Source organism: Pseudoalteromonas sp. S1727, from assembly GCF_005886375.1.
Taxonomy (GTDB): Bacteria; Pseudomonadota; Gammaproteobacteria; order Enterobacterales; family Alteromonadaceae; genus Pseudoalteromonas; species Pseudoalteromonas haloplanktis.
On record NZ_PNDT01000127.1, the window covers coordinates 1 to 22462 of the forward strand.

15 protein-coding genes are annotated in these 22462 nt (G+C 38.8%); 8 read left to right on the forward strand and 7 right to left on the reverse strand.

Going from position 1 to position 22462, the window contains the following annotated elements; all coding sequences use genetic code 11:
• Positions 1 to 199 precede the first annotated feature (199 nt).
• A complete protein-coding gene (locus CWB85_RS20210) occupies positions 200 to 1204 on the reverse strand; it encodes a cupin-like domain-containing protein (protein ID WP_016707505.1) in 1005 nt (334 codons plus the stop codon).
• Between the two features lie 63 nt (positions 1205 to 1267).
• Between CWB85_RS20210 and CWB85_RS20215 the strand changes: the two genes are divergently transcribed.
• From CWB85_RS20215 to CWB85_RS20225, 3 genes are all read left to right on the forward strand, one after another.
• Positions 1268 to 1963, forward strand: coding sequence for a SapC family protein (locus CWB85_RS20215; protein ID WP_138555867.1), 696 nt, complete (start codon positions 1268 to 1270; stop codon positions 1961 to 1963).
• Positions 1964 to 2150: 187 nt separating this feature from the next.
• Positions 2151 to 2855: a SapC family protein gene (locus CWB85_RS20220; RefSeq protein WP_016707503.1), complete on the forward strand. Its 705-nt coding sequence runs from the start codon at positions 2151 to 2153 to the stop codon at positions 2853 to 2855.
• 123 nt (positions 2856 to 2978) lie between these two features.
• Positions 2979 to 4028: an isoaspartyl peptidase/L-asparaginase family protein gene (locus tag CWB85_RS20225; RefSeq protein WP_016707502.1), complete on the forward strand. Its 1050-nt coding sequence runs from the start codon at positions 2979 to 2981 to the stop codon at positions 4026 to 4028.
• A gap of 11 nt (positions 4029 to 4039) precedes the next feature.
• Here the strand turns inward: CWB85_RS20225 and CWB85_RS20230 are convergent, their stop codons facing one another.
• The 6 genes from CWB85_RS20230 to dinG are packed head-to-tail and all read right to left on the reverse strand — an operon-like array spanning position 4040 to position 8888.
• Entirely contained in the window at positions 4040 to 4210 is a 171-nt protein-coding gene (locus CWB85_RS20230; protein WP_016707501.1) for a DUF2496 domain-containing protein, read from the reverse strand.
• On the reverse strand, positions 4203 to 4475 hold the full coding sequence (locus CWB85_RS20235; RefSeq protein ID WP_029216046.1) for a late competence development ComFB family protein: 273 nt from the start codon (positions 4473 to 4475) through the stop codon (positions 4203 to 4205). Before CWB85_RS20235 ends, CWB85_RS20230 begins: the two co-directional genes overlap by 8 nt.
• A 37-nt stretch (positions 4476 to 4512) precedes the next feature.
• Positions 4513 to 5415, reverse strand: a complete 903-nt coding sequence (locus tag CWB85_RS20240) for a histone deacetylase family protein (RefSeq protein WP_138555868.1) — start codon at positions 5413 to 5415, stop codon at positions 4513 to 4515.
• Positions 5415 to 6035, reverse strand: coding sequence for a primosomal replication protein (locus tag CWB85_RS20245; RefSeq protein WP_138555869.1), 621 nt, complete (start codon positions 6033 to 6035; stop codon positions 5415 to 5417). Before CWB85_RS20245 ends, CWB85_RS20240 begins: the two co-directional genes overlap by 1 nt.
• Before the next feature lies 1 nt (position 6036).
• Positions 6037 to 6813 (reverse strand): sulfite exporter TauE/SafE family protein, encoded by a 777-nt coding sequence (locus tag CWB85_RS20250; protein ID WP_016707497.1) that lies wholly within the window; start codon positions 6811 to 6813, stop codon positions 6037 to 6039.
• Positions 6813 to 8888: an ATP-dependent DNA helicase DinG gene (gene dinG / locus CWB85_RS20255; protein WP_138555870.1), complete on the reverse strand. Its 2076-nt coding sequence runs from the start codon at positions 8886 to 8888 to the stop codon at positions 6813 to 6815. The genes CWB85_RS20250 and dinG overlap by 1 nt, the downstream gene beginning before the upstream one ends.
• 60 nt (positions 8889 to 8948) lie before the next feature.
• Here dinG and CWB85_RS20260 point away from each other — a divergent pair, with 60 nt between their 5' ends.
• The 5 genes from CWB85_RS20260 (at position 8949) to CWB85_RS20280 (ending at position 22356) form a co-directional block, all read left to right on the forward strand.
• Positions 8949 to 11336, forward strand: a complete 2388-nt coding sequence (locus tag CWB85_RS20260; RefSeq protein WP_138555880.1) for a DNA polymerase II — start codon at positions 8949 to 8951, stop codon at positions 11334 to 11336.
• Between the two features lie 277 nt (positions 11337 to 11613).
• Entirely contained in the window at positions 11614 to 14268 is a 2655-nt protein-coding gene (locus CWB85_RS20265) for a TonB-dependent receptor (RefSeq protein ID WP_138555871.1), read from the forward strand.
• Between the two features lie 61 nt (positions 14269 to 14329).
• Positions 14330 to 15277: a class I SAM-dependent methyltransferase gene (locus CWB85_RS20270; RefSeq protein ID WP_016707493.1), complete on the forward strand. Its 948-nt coding sequence runs from the start codon at positions 14330 to 14332 to the stop codon at positions 15275 to 15277.
• A 507-nt stretch (positions 15278 to 15784) separates the two neighbouring features.
• Positions 15785 to 18607, forward strand: coding sequence for a TonB-dependent receptor domain-containing protein (locus CWB85_RS20275; protein ID WP_138555872.1), 2823 nt, complete (start codon positions 15785 to 15787; stop codon positions 18605 to 18607).
• Positions 18608 to 19467: 860 nt separating this feature from the next.
• Complete coding sequence (locus CWB85_RS20280) at positions 19468 to 22356, forward strand: TonB-dependent receptor domain-containing protein (RefSeq protein ID WP_138555873.1); 2889 nt, start codon at positions 19468 to 19470, stop codon at positions 22354 to 22356.
• The last annotated feature ends 106 nt before the right edge of the window (positions 22357 to 22462 follow it).

Below are 22462 nucleotides of genomic sequence, written 5' to 3' on the forward strand. Positions count from 1 at the left end.
GCCTTGTTATCACTCCATTTACCTGTCGCTATAAATGGTCAGTAACTTAACACGATTGGTATAATGTGCTATTACACACTATCATTTTCGTGAGTTAAATTACTTATAAGTTCAAGTTAAATAATATAGTAATTTAATTATTGTTAATGAATTTAGTTATTTAAATGGCGTATTTTAAACTTCAATAAAACTGAGTGTTTTAATTTTTTATTCTTGAAGCTAGAGCTTTATATGCCTGCTCTATTTTGCTTTTGTTGCCACTTAATATACCGTCATAACTTTTAGTTTTGTTATTGAAGGGATCTGATTTATTAAAAACATAATAATCAAATATTTTTTGCCATGACTTTCTCTGGTGCTCAGGTAAATGCCTAATTGTTAAAATGCTGTGTAATAAACTATCAGAATAATCGCTGTTTATACCCTGTTCATTGATTTCATTTTTCCACCAATAATTAATTAATATATTAATTTTTTCAGTTGCTTTTACATTATGCCACCACAGTGGTGGAATAAATAAAGCCTCTCCTTCATTTAATGATGCTTTTAACACTTGATCTTTTACATTAGAAAATTTTGGAAACTTAGTCAGATCTGGTTGCGAAAAATCGACCTGACTAACGGCGGGCCCTGCTATGGAAAAATCCAGTGGCGCCACATATAAATTTGAAATAGCTTCGGCAGGTAGCAGGTAAAAAGTTCTTTTTCCACAAAGGTTTAAAGCTATATTATGCTCGCAATCATAGTGTCCTGGCACTGTTGTGGCATTGCCTATCCAAATTCGAGGGTCAATATTTGCTAAAAAGTCTGGAGAAGGGTTATTGTTTAAAAATGAAGTTAAGCAATCTTTAACTAGAGCACTTTGCACTGCAATGACATCGCTATTATTCAACTTTAAATTAAGGATCAGCTTTTTAAGTACAGCAGGAAAAGGAGCATCGTACTTTTTAAAAGTATATGCCTCAAAAGTATCATCTGAAAAACCTATTAATCCATTGTGTTTTTCATCAATAACTAAAGTATTAACAAGCTCATTTTTTGCTTGGCTTATTAAATGTTGTAATATTCTTTCTTTAGAATGTTTTGCAATTTCTAATGATGGCCAACTATCAAATAAATTGGTTAAAATTATTGGTGTGTCTTTTCTTTCAAGATAACGTTTTAAGTTATCAATTTCTGCAACATTAATTCGTTGTATTTTCATCCTTTAACTTACCTTGAATACATGTTATTTTTAGTAAAATAATAACATATAGATGAGTGATTTATGTCAGAAAATTATGAAATATTTAGCTTAGAAAAACATAAAAAATATTCTGTTAAAATTAGTGAGGAATATTCACATGCTAGCCATCTTCACATGGTAAGTATAGTACCTAGCGAAATTGCAAAGGTAGCACTAAACTTCCCAATTTCTTTTATTAAATCAAAAACAGATAGTTATCATATGGTGGCTATTTTAGGTTTGCAAGCAGGCTCTAATGTATTTATCGATGATGGTCACTTTGAAACGGTTTATGTCCCGCAAAATATATCTAAGTACCCTTTTTCGTTAGCAAAAAATGCTGAAGGGGACATCGTAATTGCGATTAATTCAGATGAGTTGAATGATCTAGGTGAAGGGGTTGCTTTAGTTGCTGGTGATGGGCAACCATCTGCGTATATGATTGAAAAGCAAAAGCAATTAAAGCACTTAGCTGAACAAGAAGTGATTTGCAATCAGTTTATTGAAACGCTAAATGAATTAGGTTTGCTTATTGAACAACGCTTTAAGTTTGATTTAGGGGATGGAAACAAGCAGCAGATTTCCGGTTTATTTTCGGTCGATCGAGAGTTATTGAATGCATTAAGTGATGACGATTTACTCTCATTACAAAAAAATGGCATGCTTGAAGCTATTTATTCGCATTTAATTTCTTTGGGGCAGTTTCAGCGTCTTATTGACAAATCAGCTAAAAGTTAAATACATGAAACGAGTATAAGTTATTTTGCGGTTAACTTTGTATTTATATGTGAAGAAGGTTCACTTCAATAAAAGCTCAGCGTACAAATTGCAACAAACATTTCACTTCCATTTTTGTGGCAAAACCTTTAGCCTTAGGGCACTAACAGCAAAATAAATCTATTTATATAATAAACGGAGCAGTAACATGGCGGAGCAACAAGTACAGCCTTTACACAACGAAAAGCATGCCAACACTAAAATTCAAAATGGCATTAATGTAGAATTTTTAAAAACTCAACACTTAGTGCCAGTTGTTGCACATGAGTTTGCGCGTGTAGCAAATGAGTTCCCTATGTCTTTCGTTAAAAATAACGAAACAGGTCAATTTCAAGCGGTAGCAATGTTTGGTTTAGAGCCAGGCGAAAACCTTTTTGTACAAGATGGTAAATGGACTGCAGCGTTTGCACCTATGGCAACAACACGCTACCCACTTGGTTTGGTTAAGCACCCACAAGAAGATCAATACGGTATCGTAATTGACGAAGCAAGCCCATTAGTGGGTGAGGCTGAAGGCAATGCATTATTCGAAAACGGTGAAGAAACTGATTACTTAAAGCGTCGTAAAGAAGCCTTAGTATCATTCATTGAGTTTTCTCATGTAACAGAAGCATTCACTAAGTATCTTGCTGATAAAGAACTTTTAGTAGCTCAAACATTAACTGTTGATATCAAAGGCGAGAAAAAAGACATTAACGGTATTTACCTTATCGATGAGAAAAAACTTAACGAGTTAAGCGATGAAGAGTTCTTAGAACTCCGTAAGCGTGGTTACCTAGCTCCGATTTACTCATTCTTAACGTCTACGCACCAAGTAGCACGTTTGGCTCGTTTAAAAGCGCAACAAGCGTAATTTATACGAACTACTAAAAAGCGCCATTTGGCGCTTTTTTTGTATCTTTTATCTGGTTAGGCTTGTAATTTAGCACAAGTTTATTCACATTGGAGGTACTTACTTCCAACACAAGTTACCTGTATGAACAAGTCACTTTTTAGCGCGTTACTCACTGCGTGCTGTTTAACGTTAAGTCCATTAGCTATCGGTGCGCCAGCATCGACTCAATCTAGCCCGTTTGCAATTGCAATCCATGGTGGTGCTGGTACGATTGAAAAAAGCCGTTTTACCCCTGAACAAGACAAAGCCTACCGAGCAAAGTTACAAGAAGCGGTTGAAACAGGCTATAAAGTGCTTGAGCAAGGTGGCCAAAGCCTTGATGCAGTGACTGCGGCAATTAATGTGTTAGAAAACTCTCCGTACTTTAATGCAGGACGTGGAGCGGTGTATACATATGATGGCAGCCATGAATTAGATGCATCGATTATGGATGGTCGCGATCGTCAAGCGGGCGCTGTAGCTGGGGTTAAACATATAGAAAACCCAATAAATTTAGCTCGTTTGGTAATGGAAGAGTCGGTACATGTGATGCTCAGTGGTCAGGGGGCCGAAGAATTTGCTAAAGAGCAGGGTGTCCCTTTGGTTGAAAACAATTTATTTGACACTGAAAATCGCTATAAAGCTTTGCTAAAAGCCAAAGAGAAATTAGATAAAGCAAAAGCCACCAGTAAAGATTATCAGGCAGCTCACCACGCATTACCGGTAAATTATAAAATGGGCACAGTTGGTGCGGTTGCGCTGGATAAAAACGGTAATTTAGCGGCGGGTACCTCAACAGGCGGTATGACGGCGAAACGTTTTGGCCGTATTGGTGATGCGCCAGTGATAGGCGCGGGAACTTTCGCTGAAAATGAATCATGCGCGGTATCTGCTACCGGACATGGTGAGTATTTTATACGCTACAATGTCGCTGCAGATATTTGTGCCCGAGTTAAATATCAAAATAAAACCATTGGTCAAGCTGGTGATGAGGTGATTAACGGTGTGCTCAAACCTATAGGTGGCACTGGAGGGGTCATTATTGTTGATAATAAAGGAAATATTAGTTTACCGTTTAATACCAGCGGTATGTATCGTGCAAGCAAATCGAATACGCAGGCTACTTATGTGGCGATTTTTGATGATGAGTAAAATAGTTGGGCTTAAGCTAACTGATTATTTATGAGCTGCTCACGTTTTCGTTCATAATCAGCTTTTATAATCTCCAGTGCATTTAGCACATCTTCTGGAGCAACCTCGTGTTGCTCCAAGAGCATAATCAAGTCAACGGCAAGTTTTACATGAGTGGGCGCTTGTTCAAGTTCTTTAGTCATCTAAGTTCTTCTTTTTTGCGATTTGGCTTATCGCGACATCAATCGCTATATTAACACGCTCTTGTATATGAATACGTTCTACTTGTGGTAAATAAAATTCCATATCAACATCATAGCGAATATAACGTGCAGGTAGTTGATTGAGTACAGTGCAACAAAAGTCGGCCATTACATCTTCACTATAACTTTTTTCAAGTTGTCGTTTACCGATCTCTTCAATTACAATTTTTTCATAATAGTTGTGGATATCGTCATGTAATCGCACAGTATTGCCTGCTACGTCATTTATCACTGTATTTAGTCTATACCAAGCTTGGGGATAAATCGACAATGGCTCGAAAAAGCTGTTTATGGACAGTGACTAATTGTTGGGTATCACGTTGATAGCCGCCACCTAAAGCGCACATTATGGGGATAGCATGTTGCCGGCAGGTATTAAGGATGAGTAAATCCCGCTGATAGACGCCCTCTAAGCTGATATCAAAATGACCGAGCTCATCGCCTTGGTAAATGTCCGCGCCAGCATTATATAAGATGATATCTGGTTGATGTAGACGAATACAAAAATCGAGGGCACTTTTTAGTGTATTTAGGTATTCATCATCCGTTGTGCCAGCATCGATGGCAAAGTCATAGTCAGATTGTTGTTTTAATCGAGGAAAATTTTGTTGACAATGAATTGAACAAGTGATCACACCTTCCTGAGCACTACAAATTTCGGCGGTTCCATCGCCTTGGTGTACATCACAATCGAATATTAGGACACTGGATACTTGATCCGTATTAATAAGATGTGCGGCAGCGATAGCGAGATCGTTAAAAATGCAAAAACCACTGCCGTAAGTGCTATACGCATGGTGATATCCACCACTGAGGTTTACCGCCAATTGTGTTGTTAAAGCCGACTCAGCGGCTTGGATACTGGCACCGACAGAATATAGTGTGCGTTCAACCAATTGATTTGACCAGGGGAAACCCATTTTCTTAATTTCTTTTTCAGTTAACTGGCCACTAATAAAGCGTTCAGTATATTCACGGGTGTGGCAAAGTTGGATTTGTTCATTCGTTGCTTTATGTGGACGAATAAAGTCAGTAAAACCTAGCTCTGTAATAGCGTGTTTCAGCAATTGATACTTAGTAATAGGAAAGCGGTGGCGTTGCGGTAATGCAAGTTTTGAATAGAGTGGGTGATAATAGACGGCCATTAGCGTAATTGTTGTTTCTCTACTTGTTGAATTTTTTCTTCGGTAGCCGATATAGCTTTGCGACAACGACCTAGCCGGCCGTGTAGTGCTAATATCTCAAGGTTAATGGCTTTCGCTTTGATAGGGCCCACGTTTTGCATTTTAAGTTTACATTCTTCCACCATTAATACTAAACGACGTTCGAACTCATGATTTTGTTTTAACTCGTCATATAATTCATGTGCGGGTTGCATAATCTTCTTAACTGCTTGCTGATAAGGTGCTGTTTGGTTTGTCACTTTATGGCGAGGTTTATACGTGCTTTTGTTCTCTTTTTCCCAAATAGGCGTCGATTTTATAACGTTAAATACTGCTTGCACTTGGTTAGCAATTCGCTCTAACGCATAATTATGAGCATGGCGGCGATCCAGTGGTGGAAGGGTATTTACTTCATCTTCAATTTCTAGGACGTAATCAACAAGCTTCATACTTTTGGTGGTAAAAACACCACGGTCAAATAGGCTAGGCTGCGCTTGCATATAGCGGTTTTTAGCAAATAATTTAGCTTTATCAAACTGCTCTGCATGCTGCTTTAAAGTAGCAACTTGTTGGCAAAGTTTATCAAAAGACGCTGTATGCATATTATAAGTAAGCCTCATAAATTAGTTTTAACGCTAAAATAATCACCACGGTATTAAAAACAGGACGAATAAACTTACTGCCAAAACGAATTGCGGAATGAGCACCTAACCAAGCGCCAAACATTAAAAACAAGCCCATTGTAATACCCAGCAAAAAGTTAACATGGCCCAGTGCAACAAATGTAATAAGTGATACAAAGTTAGAAACAAAGTTCATTGAACGGGCAAGGCCACAATTTAGTAATAAACTCATTTTGTATAGCAAGCTATTAGAGGCTGTCCAAAAAGTGCCAGTACCTGGGCCTGCTAAGCCATCAAAAAAGCCTAAGCTCAAACCTTGCAACCATTGTTTTATTTTGGTCGCTCTATTGAGTGGCGGAAGGTTATCATGTTCAACTGTGCTTAAATTACCAAACAAGCTATAGCAGGCAACTAAAATGATCACCACAGGGAGAAGCTTGTTTAAAAACTCAATGCTCAGGTAGTCAACTATTAGAGTTCCCAGTAAAGCGCCAATGGCGGTTGCGATAATTGAAGCGGCCCAAAACCGAGGACTGAAGAGTTGTTTACGAAAATATGTGATACTCGCTGTGAGAGAGCCAAAGCTTGCGGCGAGTTTATTTGTTCCCAGTGTTAAATGGGGGGGAAGGCCAGCAGTTAAAAGCGCTGGTACAGTTAACATACCGCCACCACCGGCCACGGCATCAATAAAGCCTGCGGCAAGCGCCACAGCACAAAGAAGTGCCCATGTTGTTGGGTCTAGTGCAAGTTCAAACATTAATAATCTATTTGTCTTTTAAAGGGTGGTAATGTGTCCAGCATGGCTTTGCCATATCGCTTAGTCACTAAACGGCGATCGAGGATGGTGATCCGACCTTGATCGTTTTCTTTACGCAGCAGTCTACCACAGCTTTGTACTAATTTCTTTGCCGCATCGGGAACTGTAATAGATAAAAATGGATTGCCGCCTTTGCTTTGTACAAATTCTGCTTGTGCCTCTTCAATAGGTGATGTGGGCACCGCGAATGGAATCTTAGTGATCACTAAGTTTTCAAGGTATTTACCCGGTAAATCGAGGCCTTCGGATAAACTTTGCGTGCCAAATAAAATACTGCCTTTGCCTGCATCAATATTCTTTGTATGTTGTTTTAGTAGTGCTTCGCGCGACATTTCACCTTGCACTAAAATATCTAGGTTTTTAGCGCGTAGGGCTTTCACAACATGATCCATCTGCCAGTATGAAGCAAATAATACTAAATTAGCTTGCTGCTTATTTAGGTGATTAGGTAAAACGTTGGCTAAATGATCGCTAAACTCTTTATCTGTCGGCTCTATTTGTGATCTTGGAATGTGCAAGGTTGCTTGGTTTGGGTAATCAAAAGGGGAAGGCACTTTTAAGTATTTTACCCCTTCTTCTTTAGCAAGCCCGCTTTCATAAGCAAAATGGTCAAATGAGCCAAGTGCTGTGAGTGTGGCTGAACATAAAACGGCACCAGCACATTCTCGCCAGAGTTTATCTTTTAAGTAATAACCTACTTCAATAGGGCAGTCACTTAATAAGTGATCGTGATGATTTTTGTACTCTAAGCGTTTTATCCAGCGTGCATGGGGTGTGCCTTCCCCCTTAGTTGCGTAGCTAAACCAGAGCTTGTTTAATTGTTCAAGGCGATTAATATAATGGCCACTTTCACCTAAAATAGGATCAGCCACATAAGGTTTGATATCGCCATCACTTACGTCTTGAACAAGTGTGTCGTGCATTTTATTTAAACAGCGTAACGCATCTAAGGTCGCTTCACTGATATCCTTGGCTTTAGTGTGTAACGACTCGGGGATTTCACCGTGTTCGAATCGGTATGTATCGTCTTTTGAATAATTAAAATCAGCATTATCCAAAATATCACGCACTACTTTTAAATCTTTAGTAGCATCATTAATACTGTCGCAAAGCTTAAAGTTCTGTCCTATAGCTTTTTGACCAACTAACACTTTAGCCATTTTGCCACTGAATTTAGTGAGTTTGTCAAGCCAGTCAATGGTGCCTTTAATTGTGGCTGCGGCTGATGAGAAATCACGGGTAATATGAGCCAGGTGATGGGCCTCATCAATAACGTAAATGCTATTATCAGGCTCGGGCAAAATTTTCCCGCCGCCTAAATCAAGATCAGCCAGCAATAAAGAATGATTAATAACCAGCACATCCATCTGCATTAAGCGCTGGCGAGCAAGTTGAAACGGACAGGTTTGATGGGCTTTCATTTGCCGTTGGCAGGCGTGTTTATCACAGGCAATCAATCCCCACACACGATCCGGAATGGTATCGGCCCAACTATCTCTATCACCTTGCCATTTTTTATTGGTGTAAGCATCGTAGAGCTGCTGCAAACATTTAGTTTCCATTTCACTCAGTGGTGATGAGAGTGTGGGCATAAACTCCATTTGTGTTTGGCTGTCACCGTTGACTGCATTATGCAGTTTATGAGCGCATAAGTAGCGCTGGCGACCTTTCACTAAATCAAATTTGAAATCAAGGCCAGAGTGTTTTTTAAAAAAGGGCAGTTCTTTGCTTATTAATTGTTCTTGTAATGCAACTGTTGCGGTTGAAATAATGAGCTTCTTTTTTTGCGCAAGTGCCAGTGGTAATGCGCCTAAACAATAAGCTAGCGACTTTCCTGTGCCTGTTCCTGCTTCTATGACGCAAATTCGTTGCTTTTTGTGGTATTCGCCTGCCAGCGTTTTGGCTATTTCAGCCACTAGATAATTTTGACTACTGCGGGGACGATAATCATTGAGGTTGTTGGCCACATGCTTATGAATTTTTCTTATCGTTGTTTTTAATGTATCAGAAAGCATGGGTGAATAACCTAAAGTATGTATATAATTACAGTGCTGTATATTAATTGGGATCGAACATTGACACAAGCAATCTATCAAGGCTTTATTCTTTCAAGGCAACAATATGCCGCAGATAAGTATAGTCGCCATAGCGGGATCACTCTTTGTTATTGGTTGAGCTCAGATCACGGACCAATAAAAGTGTTAGTGCCGAATCAGCAGGCAGTGTTTTTTATTCCAGAAAAACAGCATGCCCTAGCTGAACAATTGCTTCGTCAACAAAATCTTACCGCTGAATTTAAACATGTCGCAATGCAACATTTTAGCGGCGAACAATGTATAGCGTGTTATTTCTCCAGCACGCAAGCATTATATCAAGCTCGGCAGGTGTTTGAGAGCCAATCTATCGATAATCAAATCACAGTATATGAAGGTGATGTACGCCACAGTGACCGCTTTTTAATGGAGCGATTTATTCGTGGTGGTGTGTGGGTCACGGGTGATGTGACTCAGCAAGCAGGGTATATTCAAATCGATAATGCTCAGTTAAAAGCCGCCGATCCGTATACTCCACAGTTTAAAACCTTGTCATTAGATATCGAATGTAGTGGTCAGGGGGTGTTGTTTTCTGTTGGCTTAGTCGGTGAGGGAATTGACTGCGTACTAATGATTGGTGAACCTGAACAGAGCGAGCAAAGCATTTATTGGTGCCTTGATGAAATTGATTTACTCACTCAATTACAACAGTTGGTACAGCAAGTCGATCCAGACATCATTATTGGTTGGAATGTCATTGAGTTTGATTTTTCAGTACTAAACCGCCGCGCTGAGGCGTTGGGTGTTAAATTATTACTGGGGCGTGGGCATGGACAACTACAAATACGCGAAGGGCATTTTACCCGTTTAACCCTACCTGGACGTTGTGTGATTGATGGAATTGATACACTTAAAAACGCCACTTATCACTTTGATAGTTTTTCACTAGCGAATGTGAGTCATAAAGTACTTGGTGAAAAAAAGCTAATTCAAAGCGATAATCGCCTTAGTGAAATTGTTCGTCAATTTAATGAAGATAAGCTATCACTCGCAGCTTACAACCGCCAAGACTGCATACTCGTTAAGCGAATTTTTGAGCAATTAAATTTAATTGAATTTGCTATAGTTCGCACTCAGTTAACAGGACTTGAGTTGGAGCGAATGGGGGGCTCAGTAGCGGCATTTACTAATTTATATTTGCCTCTTTTACATCGCAGTGGTTATGTTGCCCCTAATTTAGGCGATCATGGTTTATCGTTTGAAAGCCCAGGCGGATTCGTAATGGAGTCAATTCCTGGGCTATATAAAAATGTCATAGTGCTGGACTTTAAAAGCTTGTATCCATCTATCATGCAAACATTTTGCATTGATCCACTTGGACTAATTCGTGGTTTAGCCGAGCCAGTGAACGCAATACCAGGCTTTAAAGGCGCCTTTTTTTCACGTACAGAGCACCACTTACCTAATTTAATAAAAACGTTAGCGTCTTCAAGGCAGCATGCAAAAAACACAGAGCAGCACATGCTGTCTCAAGCGATTAAAATTATCATGAACAGTCTATATGGCGTATTAGGCTCCAAAGGTTGCCGATTTTATGATCCACGTTTATCCAGCTCCATCACTTTACGCGGACATGAAATCATGCAAACCACTCGTCAGTGGATTGAAGAGCTTGGCTACACAGTTATTTACGGTGATACGGATTCAACATTTGTGAGTTTACCTGACGAACTCGATGCTTCAGCTTGTGAAGTGATCGCTAAGCAACTAGCTATTACGATCAATGAGAAATGGCAACACACGATAAAGCAGCGCTTTGCTACACCAAGTTATTTAGAAATTGAGTTTGAAACTTTATATAGCCCGTTTTTTATGCCAACCATACGTGGTAAAACAACAGGTTCAAAAAAGCGTTACGTAGGCCAAGTAGATACAAAAGGCAAAAAAGAACTTATTTTTAAAGGAATGGAAACAGCGCGCAGTGATTGGACCCAGCTCGCCCACGAGTTTCAAACAGAATTATTCGCCACTTTGTTCCTCGATAACTTCAATGTTGAAATGTTAACTCCCATTATTGAAAGTTACATTACACGGTTATATGCGGGAGAGTTTGACAGTAAACTTGTTTACAGAAAACGACTTGGTCAACATTTGATCGATTACCAAAAGAACGTTCCGCCGCAAGTACAAGCAATAAAAAAATACCAATCTGTTTACCCCGACTTTGTGATCAACAAAGGGCAGGTTGTTGAGTACGTGTACACAAAGTCTGGCGCTGAATTGTATTTGCAACAGATAACACCTTCCGATTATCAATTTGACTACAGTGTTTATGTTGAAAAACAATTAAAGCCAATTGCGCAAATGATTCTACACCCCCTTAATCACGATTTTATTACAGATAGCGAAGCACAATTATCGCTGTTGTGAACCGTTCCTAATTATGGAATTATTGTGTTCAGGTTTACTAATAAAGTTATTAAAGAAGAGTTAACCGTGTATTGGTTGTCCCATTTTTCTCTATTTTTGTACCTGTTATGGCAATATTTTGTGCTGTTATCTGTTTTTAGATTAAATAAACGTGAACAAATGTTGGCATATTGATTTTTTTTGTTTAGTATCATTGTGTGTTTGCAATGCAAACGTTGCAAATGTTTACAAAAGCTAAATAAAAATAACCACAAAATAGTGGTCCAGGGAGAATCAAATGTTAAATAATAAAGTTTCAAAGGCAGTTCGCTTAGCGATCGCTTTTGGCGCCGTTTCGTCGGGCGCATTTTCTGCTAGCTCAATCGCGGCAGAAGAAAATGATGGCGTTGATAAAGTTGAACGTATCCAAGTTACAGGTTCACGTATTAGACGTACTGACCTAGAAGGTTCAATTCCTGTAACAGTCATTGACCGTGCTGCAATTGATATGTCGGGTCAAACCTCTGTTTCTGACTTGTTACGTAATACAAGTTTTAACTCTGCAGGTTCATTCCGTCCTCAGTCTGGTAGCTCTGCGCAAGGTGTTTCTCAAGTAAACTTACGTGGTCTTGGTGCATCACGCTCGTTAATCTTAGTAGATGGTCGTCGTCTACCTAAATCACCATCAACTGGTAACTCACAGGATTTGAACTCAATCCCTATGGCTGCTGTTGAGCGTATCGAAATTCTATCTGACGGTGCTTCTGCGGTATACGGTTCAGACGCTATCGCTGGTGTAATCAACGTTATCACTCGTAAAGATTTTAATGGTGCAGAATTACGCATCGGTGCTGGTGATGTGAGCCTACCTAATGAAGGTGGTGATCGTGAAGAAGGCTCTGCAGTTTTTGGCGCGTCAAGCGACAATGCATCAGTAATTGGTGGTGTATCGTGGAATAACCGCGATATTATCTATGAAAATGCTTATGATTGGGTTCAACCAGGTGTTTCTAGTTTTGGTGTGAATGCATTCAACCCAGCAGAAGGCCAAGGTTATAAATCAATTATCTCGCAACAAGAGTGTGAGGGCTTAGAAAACTTCATTTATACAAGTACAGATCTGTGTGGCTATAACTTTAACGCTACCAATGCGAATGAAGCATCAACGGGTAACCAATCTGCGTTCTTAAAAGCAGAATATGAGATCAACGATGATTGGAAAATTTTATCACATACTTTAGTTTCAAAAACTAAATCGTTTGGTCGTTATGCACCTTCATTAAATGATGCCGGTGATGCAGCATTCTTATCAGATACAAGTCCAAATAACCCAATCAACCCTAATGGTGCTTTTTATGATGCTGACTTCGCTGCAGCAGTAGAAGCACAAAGAGCACAAGAAATTGCCAATGGCGATGATCCTAGTTTAGTACAAATTCGTCACCGTTTTGCTGCTCTAGGTAATCGTGATAATTCAGTTGATAACTGGTCAACTGACTTCTTACTGAGTGCTGAAGGTCAAATTGGCGATGTGTTCGTTGATTTCGGTGTACGTAAGAACAAAACTAAAACCTATGAAATCGGTCGTAACTACTTAATGGGTAGTAACGCACGTGTTGCAATGGACAGTGGTGCATACATGCTAAACGACCCATTTGGTGCTCGTTTTACAACTGATGCAGAGAAAAGTGATTATCAAGCGTTACTAAGTGGCTTAAAAGTTACTACGTCACGTATCGGTGTATTTAATCAAGAAGAAGCTTTTGCTTCAGCGTCATTTGATGTAATGGAAATTGGCGGCGGTACTATCCAAGCAGTTGTTGGTGCTGAATACCGTAAAGAAGAATACTCTGATACATATGATTCACTTTCAGAAGCTGGTCAAGTAGGTGGTTCATCAGGTAACAGTGCTGGTGGTTCACGTGATGTTAAAGGCGCATACTTTGAAGCATTAATTCCTATCTTAGAAGATCTAGAGATGAGCGTTGCTGGACGTTACGATAGCTATTCTGATTACGGTAGTGATTTCTCACCGAAAGTATCTTTCAAATATGACGTAATGGAAGGCTTAGTACTTCGTGCATCATACGGTGAAGGTTTCCGTGCTCCAACACTTGATATTACTACATCTAAACCAGCACCAGATAACCCATCAGTAAATGATGACCCTTCATGTGCTAACTTTGGTTTACCAGCAGGTTGTGATGTGCAAGTTAATGCAATCACTGTTGCAAACCCTGAGATTGGTTCAGAGTCATCAGAGCAACTATCGTTTGGTATGGCTTACCAACCAACAGATTGGTTAAACTTCTCTGCTGATTATTACGATATTGAAATATCTAACATGATCCGTTTCTTTGGTGCTAATACCATCCTAGACAGAGAGCAATCAGGTGATCCAATCCCTGCAGGCTTAGGCGTAGAACGTTTAAGCAATGGTGGTATCGACTTAATCACTCAAGGTTATGCAAATGAAGGTAGCTGGGCGATTAATGGTCTAGATCTAAACTTAAATACCACATTTGATTTTGGTAATGCGGGTACATTCCGTCAAACTCTTCAATGGAGTCACCAGTTTGAAAGTAAGATCGATGGCGGCCGTAATACGCTAAAAGATCCAGGTGAGCCACAAGATCGTGCCGTACTAAACAATACTTATGTTTGGAATGACTTTGATTTTGCTTGGAACATCAACTTAATTGGTAAACAGTATGAAGATGTTACCGCAAATGATAATGGTGGTGTGGACCGTACTGGTAATGTTGGCACATGGGTTACTCATGATTTACAAGTAACTTATAGCCTATCAACAGGTACAACAATTGCACTTGGTATGCAAAACGCATTCGAGAAAGAGCCTGAGTTAATTCCATACGATGGCCGTAACTATAACTTTAATCTTTACGATGCTTACGGACGTGTTTCATACATCCGTTTCACTCAAACGTTTTAAGATTTAATTTAAGTTAAATGAAAGGTGGGTTTATAACCCACCTTTTTTATTTGGATGAATAATGCAACATTGGAATTCATATTGGTCAAAAACCAAATCACTTAATAGCTTTGCAGAAGGAGAGCATGCACAGGGCTATACTGGTGAAATAGCTGAATTTTGGCAAACTACGTTTAACTCATTTCCGGCTTCCGCAGCAATTTTAGACTTAGCAACAGGTAATGGTGGGTTAGCAGTCTTAGCACAACAATTTGGAGCTGATTTTAATATTTCAGCATCAGATGCCGCATTGATAGATCCTTTAACTATTTTTAGCCCGACAGATCCGTGCTTTGCAACGCTAGAAAAAATTCAGTTTTATGGAAATACGCCATCTGAAAATTTAACTTTTGTAAATGCTCAGTTTGATCGAGTTATAAGTCAATTCGGTTTTGAGTATGCAGAGCCAATAGCGGCCTTATCAGAAGTTAATAGGGTGTTAAAGAGTGGAGGGGAGTTTACAGCATTAATACATCACCAAGATTCCTTTATTTCTACTGATTGCAAAATTGGCTTAAAGATACTGAGTCAGTTGAATAACCCTGATGGCTTATTGGCACTACTGTATGACTTTGGTGATTTTTGCCAGGGTGTTGAGAACAAAGCTCAACTAACTGAAAGACAGCAAGCTCAATTTAAAGAAAAGAATGCTAATTTATTGAAAAAAGTGAAATTGCAACAAAGTGAATGTACTTCTGAAGATGAACTAGAGTGGTACAATTTACTTGTTAAAGAACTACTGCCCATTATTATGGATTGGCGACAGACTAATACAGCAAGAGTTATAAATACTCACGAAAAACTTACTGCTTTTCAATTACGTTTACAGGATCAATATGAAGCATCGTGGTCAAGCTTAGACATAGAGAATTTTAAGACTGTCGCTGAAAATGAGTGGGTATCATTCGAGTTTGATGTTATGAAATTGGAAACGGGGATTTTATGTTGGATTATCAAGGCCGTTAAATGATTTTGTGAACCGCTGAACTACGCAGTCTGTTTAATTTCTTATTGTGACTTCAGAACTACTCAATACTATCTTTCTTCTAGCCAAGCTCTTTTGTAAAGTTAAGTTTAAATTAAAATAAATTATCTAGATTGCGTGGTATATTAATCTTCGTTCTTACCCTTCTTTTTACAACATTCTCTATATGATTCAGTTAGGTACTAATACTTTTTTGAGAATATCAGCCTGTATCTACTCCGCAAACAAATTTATTCATATAGCTCCTTTGCATTTTTTAATTTAATTATATAAACAAAACAATATGTTGCAATTTGTTCTTGTGGTGTTTTATTTTGTTTTTGTTGTAAATTAAGTGATGTCAAAGTTAAATAAGTGTTGACCTCTGGTTGTTCCTAATATTAGTATCTCATTACTTTATTAGGTACTAAGTTTCTTTTTTAGATACTTTGTGCCTTATATTGAGCAATCAAAACTAATAAAATCATATAAAGTATGACCAGGGAGAATCAAATGATTAATAATAAAGTATCAAAAGCTGTTCGTTTAGCAATCGCTTTTGGTAGCGCTTCAACAGCTGCATTTTCAGTAAGCTCCTTTGCTGCAGATGAAGGTGTCGATAAAGTAGAGCGTATAGAAGTTACAGGTTCACGAATCCGTTCTACGGATCTTGAGACCGCCCAACCAATTCAAACAATCACAAGAGAAGATATTGCAAATCAAGGCTTTACCTCAGTTATAGATCTGCTTGAGAATATGTCTGCTTCAGGCGCACCGCCAATTAGCCGCGCCGCACCACTTAGCTCGGGTGAAAATGTTGGTGGTAACTATGTAAATCTACGTGGTTTAGGCGCAAGTCGTACTTTAGTACTGGTAAATGGCAAACGTTTAGGTATTACTACCAGTGGTTTACAAGATATATCAGCTATTCCTATGGGTATGGTTGAACGTATAGATGTGTTGAAAGATGGTGCATCTGCAATGTATGGCTCCGATGCGATGGCTGGCGTAGTTAATATTATTACACGAAAGAATTTTGAAGGCCTCGAATTCACAGTATATGGTGGTGAGTATGATGAGGGAGATGGCGAAAAGAAAAATATAAGTATGGTTACCGGTATTGCAGGTGAGCGCGGTTCTATAACTTTTGGTGCTGAGTGGCGTGATGAGGGAGATGTTTGGGCCAAAGATCGTTATTTCTCAGAAGTTGGTTATCCAGGTTATGATATTCCAAACAACCGAACTTTAGTAGGTCAATATGGCCGATTTTCTTATAATGACCAATGGTGGGTTGCCAAGCGTCCTGGTGATGCATCCTCTTTAGATGATTTTGAACCGCAAACCTATGAAAATGGTTCAAGTAACCCTCAAGAGCAAATGCATGTTGAAACCCCACTTAGTGCGCGTTCACTGTATATTAGTTCAAATTATGCTATTACTGATGATATCAATTTTACCAGTGATATAGGTTACAGTGAACGATCAGCTCGTCGTCAAATTGCAGGTTACCCTTATCAATCAGCTTCTGATGGCATAGTGTTGAGCGCTGATAGCCACTTTAACCCAGTCGGTGAAGATGTTTCATTTACTCGCCGTGGTTGGGAAGTGCCACGAACTACAGATAGTAACCAAGATACGATTCGTTTTACCGCAGCAATTGAAGGCTCTTTTGAGGTAGGAAGTCATTATTTTGATTGGGATATCGGTGGTGTATATAGTAAAAGTTCATCTTTAGGCGTCAGCTCTGGTGATTTGTATAAACCAGCAATTAAAGCTGCCACAGGGCCATCATTTTTAAATGCATCAGGTCAAGTACAGTGTGGAACAGAAGCTGCGCCTATATCATTGTCTGAGTGTACACCATGGAACCCTTTAGCTGGTTTTGGTGCCGGCACGGTTGATAATTCACTTGCAGATCCTGCAGTGCAAGACTTCCTTATTCCTACATTACATTATCGTGGTGAAACTGAAACTGCAATTTACTTCGCTAATATCAGTGGTTTACTAGCTCAGCTACCTGCAGGTGACTTATCTTTTGCACTAGGCGCTGAACATCGTAAAGAGAAGGGGGAATATGCCCCAGATGCGCTAGCGCAGTTAGGAGAAAGTACAACTCTTGCAGCTGGTGCAACTGGTGGTGAATACGATGTCTCAGAATTATTTGCCGAGCTAGATATTCCTATTTTATCTGGGGTTGCGGGAGCACATGAATTAACACTTAATTTAGCAACACGTTATTCTGATTATAGTACTTTTGGTGACACAACGAATAGTAAGATTGGTATTAAGTGGCGTCCAGTAGAAGAATTGCTTATTCGTGGTACTTGGTCTGAAGGTTTCCGAGCACCTACAATCAGTGATCTCTATGGCGGAGGCTCTCAGACTTTCACCACAGGTTTTATTGATCCATGTGATTCAGTTTACGGTGTTGCGAAAGGATCTGCTCGTTGTTTACAAGATGTTCCGGCTGATTACCGCCAATTACAACAAGGATTTGTACCAACAACTGGACCTGCTGCTCAAACTCCTGTGCCATTTAATAGTGGTTCAAATGAGTTTTTACAACCAGAAGAGTCTACGACTAAGACCATTGGTTTTGTTTATAACCCTGAGCTCGTTGAAAATTTAGATATCATTGTTGATTGGTGGAGCATCACGATTGATAATACTGTTGTCGCTGATTCACCAAATCAAATCCTAGATGATTGTTATATTGGCCTTGATGAATCGCGTTGTGATATGTTCTCTCGTGATCCTAATAGCTTTATTGTTAACAACTTAAGCTATGGTAATCGCAATGCAGGTTTTACTGAAACGGCTGGGTACGACTTAGCATTAGCCTATCCATTTGAGACTAGTTTTGGTGATTTCAGAGCTACAATGGATATGACTTATGTGACTAAATATGACGAAAAATCTTCGGATGAACCCGAGGTAAAAGTAACATCAGACTTAGGTCATGGCTCTACTTTCCGTGTTCGTTCAAACGCCGGACTGAAATGGTCATATGAAGATTTTAGTGCAAGCTGGAATATGCGTTATTTCTCATCGATGAGAGAAAATTGTTATTTTGAGGATAGATGTAATGTTCCTGACTTCCAACGTGATTGGACAAATGGAACTGTTGTACCTAAACAAAAGAATGGTTCAACAATTTTCAATGACGTGCAAGTAAGTTATAACTTGCCTTGGGAAGGGGCGATATCAGTAGGTGCAAATAATATCTTTGATAAACAAGGCCCACTTATGTACTCACGTCCTAGCTCGAACTACTCTTATTATGGCGGATTTGATATTGGTCGTTTTTGGTACTTCCGTTATACACAAAGCTTTTAATTTTAATTAGGATAACAGTCATAATAAACCCATTGATTTTTCAGTGGGTTTTTACTTATTAAAGACAATTAATGACATTAATTTAATTTGTCTTTAGTTAAATTTAACTGAAAGTGTTTTAGGTTTTAGTATTCGTTATAATCAGCTCATAATTTTTATCTTAATCAAATTTTGGTGATGGATTAGTTTTAGTTATTAATATTATAGAGCAGCTTTATTTCTTGCAATTAGTAGTATAAATCATTCCTTTTTAAGTTTTTAAATGTTGCATGAGTTTTCTAGGTTGCAATAGATTAACACTCACATTATCTAATGTAGTTATTAACCTAAATTACTCTATTAAATGAATAAAAGAAAAAATAAAGTTTAGCACGTTGTTTTAAATGGGCATAATTAATACTTTAAAGACAAACGAGCTGCCATTTTTATCAAAAGCCGATCACAATTGATAAGTCGTTTTTTTAATATTGCTCTCATACTTCTTGACAAGTCCAAGCGATTCTTACTAGTAAGTCTAATTTGTGTTCAATCTCTCTTTAAGGAGACAAAAGTAACTTGCAAGCTACCTATGATTGACATACCGCTGTAATGATTTTCTTTCTAGAACTTAAAGTTCCCACAAAACGAACCGGCTTCGCATCTATTGATACGCTAGAGTTGCGATAAATACATTAATGCAATTAACTCTCGCTCTTGGTGTGAAATTTAATATCTTGACTTAAATGTTATTTATATGTTGACCTTGTGTTGCTGGCGGTATTAGTATTAACACTTAATTGGGTACTTTTGTAATTTGGTACTCTTTTAAATGTAATAAAACTAATAAAAATCATATTTCAATATGATCCAGGGAGAATCAAATGTTAAATACTAAAGTTGCAAAGGCTGTTCGTTTAGGAATTGTTTTTGGCGCAGCTTCAACAGCTGCATTTTCAGCAACTTCATTTGCCGCGGAAGAGGGCGCTGAGAAAGTTGAGCGAATCGAAGTTACGGGCTCTCGCATTTTACGTGAAGGGGCAATTTCACCATCACCTGTAACAGTAATTAGTGGTGAGGATCTGATCAATACTGGTGCACTAAACATTGGTGAAGTGTTAAATAAATTACCAGCACTGGCGACCACTTATTCACTTGCTAACTCTGGTCGTTTCATTGGTACTGCGGGTGTGAGTTTGCTTGACTTACGTGGTATGGGTAGTGAGCGTACTTTGGTTCTAGTCGATGGTAAACGCCACGTTTCAAGTGCACCAGGTACATCGTCTGTTGATACAAACACAATCCCAAGTGCTTGGATTGAAAAGGTAGAGATCATCACAGGTGGTGCATCAGCTGTATATGGAGCTGATGCTGTAACAGGTGTTGTTAACTTCATTTTGAAAAAAAATATAAGTGGTTTGAATGTATCTGCAACGAAAGGTGTTGCAGAAAACAGTTCATATGAAAATGAGAAATTTACTTTTTCTTACGGTAAAGATTTTTCAGAAGGTCGCGGTAATGTGGCATTCTCTATGGAATACAATGCTCAGGATTCACTAAACGCTTTAGATAATCCATGGACAGCAACATCATATGCATCAATGCCATATGATGTAGTAACAGGAGAGAGTAGACCAGAAGACCAGCTCGATAGTGAAGATTACCCAGATAAAATAGTTGTTCCAAATGCTGGCTATTACTTAATTTCAAATGCTGGTACTGTTTGGAATCCGAACACTGGCGATATTTTAGGAAGATTCAATCCTGATAGCACATTAGGACCTGTGAACACAGGTAGTTTTGATGATGGGCAATATTGTGGTGGCCCAGATTGTGATTTTATAAACCTGCGCCAATATTCTGAGATTCAGCCAAAATTTGAACGTGTTAACTATAATTTTAAAGTAAATTATGATGTGACTGATGAGTTAAATGCGTATTTCCAAGCTAAATACTCTAAAACTGAAGGCGAAAATATTGGCCAACCGTTTTTCCGTTTTTATAGTGGCGCAAATTTAATTAGTCGTGACAATGCTTTCTTATCAGCAGATACAGCGGCAATGATGGACCAAGAAGGTCTATCGATTATTGGCGTAAATAAGATGTACAATGATATTGGTCGCCGCTTAGAAGAAAACACTCGTGAAACAACGCGATTTGTAACTGGTATCCAAGGCTATATTACTGAAGATTGGTCTATGGATATATCTTTAGTTCATGGTAAGTCGGAAATTGAGCGTGTCAATGGTGCAAACGTGATTATGGCTAATTACGCAAATGCCATAGATGCTGTTTTTGATGATAGCGGAAATATTGTTTGCCGTAGTGCAGAGGCTCGCGCTGATGGCTGCGTAGCTGCTAACATCATGGGTGATGGAGCGATTAGCCAAGCAGCAATCGATTATGTGACCACGACCTCAACAGGTACTTCTGAGATTGAGCAAACTGTATTTAATGCTACATTTAGCAACTCTGCACTTTTTGAATTGCCTGCGGGCATGGTCGGTTTTGCGGGTGGTGTAGAATACCGTGATGAGACTAGTGTAACTATAGAAGACCCATTTGCCAAAACGGGCGCTACTTTCTTTAATGCACTTGGTGAAACTGATGGCGGCTATGATGTTAAGGAAGCATTTTTCGAATTGTCAGTACCGTTAATCGAAGATGTATTTTTAATTGATAGTTTAGTTTTTGATACTGCGGTTCGCTATGCCGATTATTCAACAGTTGGTGATGCAACAAGTTGGAAATTAGGTTTAGATTGGACTATTACTCCAGAGCTACGTGCTAGATTTACTGTTTCAGAAGCAATGAGAGCACCAAATATTGATGAGCTGTTTTCTGGACAAAGTCAATCATTTACGAATGTAGATGATAGCTGTAAAGTTTCTGAACTTGATCAGTTAAGTGAATCAGGCCGAGCTTTACGTGCAGCCAACTGTGCGGCATTAGGTGTCCCTGCTGATTTTGATTCAAACTATGATAGCGCGACGTTAGAAACCCTAGTAGGTGGTAACCCTGATCTTCAACCAGAAGAGTCTAAATCAATTACTGCGGGTATTGTTTATCAGCCAGAATGGTTAGAAGGGTTTAGCGTAACTGCCGACTACTGGGAAATTGACATTGACGACACAATCAGCGGCATCGGTTTTCAAACAATTATTGACCGTTGTGTAGATTCTCCAACAGGTATAGATAACCAATTCTGTGGTTTAATTACACGCGATCCAAACACTAGTGAAATTACTTTATTAAAGGGATTTGCACTTAACATCGCACGTAGTTTGAATTCAGGGGTGGATTTTGAGTTTGGTTATGATTTTGATGCTTTTGGTGGTAGCTTTGGTACAAGTTTCATTGGTACTTATTTAATTGAAGCTAAAGATTACCCATTCTCAGCTGAGCCAGAGAATTACACCGATTACCAAGGGGTACTAGGTGATGAATCTTGGCAAGGTAACCTTTCTGTTGATTATACTTATGATAATCTAATGGTTGGCTTTACTACTCGTTTTATCGATGGAGTTGAGTTATATAATCCTACACAAATAGAATCTAACCCTAATCCATCTAACGAGATGCGCTACGGCTCATATTTTGTTACGGATGCTTCAGTGGCTTATAATTTCGATAATGGTATTGGGCTAAAATTTGGTGTCGATAACATCTTTGATCGTAAGTTACCAGGTAGCACAACTGGCACAGGTGCAGGCTCTGCAATATATGACAATATAGGTCGATTTGGTTATCTTCAAGCAACTTATAAGTTTTAACCGATTGTAATAATTTATACATTGCTTAAACTTTATAAAAAACAGTTTAAGCTTTATGAAAATTAAGTTAAATACCCTTAATCACTTAGATTAAGGGTATTTTTTA